At 63.7% G+C, this 2,842-nt stretch carries 4 protein-coding genes; all 4 read right to left on the reverse strand.

All coding sequences use genetic code 11. The features are described 5' to 3' along the window. The coding region (locus O2807_14220) for an amidohydrolase family protein (protein ID MDA1001658.1) at window positions 1-1,385 on the reverse strand (1,385 nt) is incomplete at its 3' end. Between the two features lie 46 nt (window positions 1,386-1,431). Further along, window positions 1,432-1,695, reverse strand: coding sequence for a hypothetical protein (locus O2807_14225; GenBank protein ID MDA1001659.1), 264 nt, complete (start codon window positions 1,693-1,695; stop codon window positions 1,432-1,434). A gap of 28 nt (window positions 1,696-1,723) precedes the next feature. Further along, window positions 1,724-2,575, reverse strand: a complete 852-nt coding sequence (locus tag O2807_14230) for a (Fe-S)-binding protein (protein ID MDA1001660.1) — start codon at window positions 2,573-2,575, stop codon at window positions 1,724-1,726. Continuing rightward, a partial coding sequence (locus tag O2807_14235; protein MDA1001661.1) for a hypothetical protein occupies window positions 2,548-2,842 on the reverse strand: 295 nt, incomplete at its 5' end. The genes O2807_14230 and O2807_14235, both read right to left, overlap by 28 nt.

The following is a 2,842-nucleotide window of genomic DNA, read 5'->3' on the forward strand; positions in this document are numbered from 1 at the left end:
CGCGCATCCAGGCCGGTCTTTTTCGCGATGGCGCGGCCGCGCGCCGTGGCCTCTTGAATCACCGCATCCACATCCGGGCAGGTCACCAGCTCGCCCGCGCGGAGCACCGGCTTCCCGTCAATGAGGACGGTGTGGGCGTCGGCGCCCCTTCCGCAGCAGATGAAATTCGTGATGGGCTTGTGGATGACCTGCACGTGCGGGCCCGCCATGTCGAACACCGCCACGTCCGCCCGCTTGCCGGGCTCGAGCGAGCCGATCTCCTTCTCCATGCCGAGCGCCCGCGCCGCGTTGATCGTCGCCATCTCGAGCGCGCGCTCTGCCGACATGACGGTGGGGTCCAGATGCTTGACGTTCTGCATGTAGGTGCAGACTTTCATCTGTTCCACCATGTCGACCGAGTAGTCCACCATCGGGCCGTCGGTGCCCAGCGCGGTATTGATGCCCGCCCGGTACATGTTCACCCAGGGGCCGATGCCCCCGCCGCGCATGGACTCGCTCGTCGGGGTGTAGACGGCGTGGCAGCCCGCCTCCGCCATGAGCTTGATGTCGGTTTCGTTCACGTTGATGCAGTGCATGAGGAGCCAGCGATCATCGAGATGACCCAGCTGCATGATGTACATGACATCGCTCCGCCCCGTCTCGCGGTAATACTTCAAATACCCATACTCGAGAGATAACGTGCCGCCCGCGATGTGGGCCGTGATGCGAAGGTCTTTCTCGCAGGCGAGCCGGTAGCCCGTCTCGATGAGTTCTTCGGAACTCATCCCCGCGGCCACCCAGTGGGAATTCGACTCGATGGCGAGCGCCATCCGGGTCAGGCCGCCGTGGGCGCCGTGCCACTTGTCAACGAGATCGGAGATGTGATCGCGCGCCGCCTCCGCCGTGTGGGGATGATCGGGATTGGCCGGGGTTTTACACCTAAAATCTTTGCCGAAAATCTGGCGGAAGCCGAACGCCGCCATCGGCTCGATGGTGGCGGCCACCTCCTCGGCCATGGTCGTTGTCACCGAATGGTTGAGGCAGCAGGTCGTGCCGGTGCGGATCATCTCAAGCGCCGCGAGGGCCGCCGAGGCCCGCAGATCGCCCGCCGTGAGCTGGCGCGTGCAGGGAAGGAGGAAGTTGAATATCCAGTCCTCCAGCAGCATTCCCCCCGCCAGCCCCTTGAACATGTTGTACCAGTGGTGCTGGTGGAGGTTGATCAGGCCGGGAAGGACAATCATGCCCCCCGCGTCGAGGGTCTCGCCGTACACCTTGTGCGGGAGCGCCCCGGCCGGCCCCACCGCCTCGATCGCGCCGCCCTCGCCGACCGCGATAAAGCCGCCGTCGAACACCTCTCTTTCGGCGTTCATGGTGACGATGTAGCCGTTTTTGATCAGAAAGCTCATTCCGCTCTCCTTCGCGATAACCCTTCGCGATGACGCCGGTAGGTCCCTAAAAAATCGGCCGGAGGGTCTTCGCGAGCTGCGCCTTCTCGTCGATGCCGAAGAGACCGGCCAGCCAGTCCGCCATGTACTTCTGCCCGATGGTGGGGTTGTCATGATGGCAATGGTCGGCGCCGGTCTCATCTTCGCTCAGATACTTCAGGATCACGTCAACACCCTTGGATTTGGCGTACTGGTAGACCTTGTCCGCCTGCCGCACACCCAGGACATCGTACCCCCCGTGGAGGATGAAGTAGGGGCACCGGCAACTCAAAAAAGATGAATTCGGCTGTGGGGATATCCTACTTCAAAACCGGGGGAGAAACCTGGCCGTAGAGGGCAGCCTGAAGCTGGTCCCTGACCTTTTCGGGCCGGATCCCCCGCGCGTTCAGAAAATCTTCCGCCGCATCGATCACCCGCCCGACATCCTCGTAGAGTTTGAATGCCTTCAGCTGGTCGGGATACTCGAAGCCCATCGATCGGCCGAGGATGGTCATGAAATTCTCGATGACAAGGGGGAGCGCCTTTTCCTCGCCGCAGAGCTCGAACTGGCAGCTGTGATAGATGGTCAGGATGGCGTCCACGCCCGCCGCCTCGGCGGACGCGAAGAGCTTCGCGCGCATGGCCTCCGTCGCGCCGGGAAGGACCAGCGTGGGGCACTGGTAGCAGTGATCCGCGTGCTGCTCGATGTCCACCACCTCGAGGCCGGGCACGCAGGCGAGGATCGCCTTCACGTTTTCCTCGATGCCCGCCGGCCCGCCCGTATGCAGGTGAAGGGCCACCCGCTTCGGCACCGGATGAATGCAGAGGGCCCGCAATTTTTCCAGATTCTCGACAAGGTGCTGCGTCACGTGGACGAAGGGAAGCTCCTCGTTCGAGGGGCCTTCGTAGAGGGGACGGTACTCGGTGTACTGCATCTGGCAGGTCGGGCAGAAGGTGATGACTTTCTCCGGGGCGCAGGCCTGAATCTGCCGCAGGGAGCTGGAGCCGAGCGCGGCGCCCATCTCGGGGCTCCCGGTGCGGAAATGGTTGATGCCGCAGCAGTTCGCGAGCCCACCCTTCACCACGAAATTCAGCCCCATCCGCTCGAAAACATCCATGCAGGCAAAGAGGATGTCCGGGGTCTTCAGGATGTGGCACCCGAAGTAAAACACCGCGTCCTTCTTTGTGCGCCGGAGTGGACGGCGGTCAGGCGCCGGTAAAGCTCGGGGTCGGTCTGCAGGCTGGCGATCAGGCGAATCGTCCGGCTCACGTTGCGGTAGAAATTCTGGCTCTTGGCCGCGCGCTCCTCCCGGCCGAGCCTGCCGCGAGCCAGGCGGGTCTTCGCATAGAAGATCATCTCGCGGGGATTCACGTTCTCCGGGCAGGCCGCGATGCAGGCGCCGCTCTTCTGGCAGGCCACGGCCCAGGCCGCGCCCTCC

The organism is bacterium (genome assembly GCA_027622355.1).
Taxonomy (GTDB): domain Bacteria; phylum UBA8248; class UBA8248; order UBA8248; family UBA8248; genus JAQBZT01.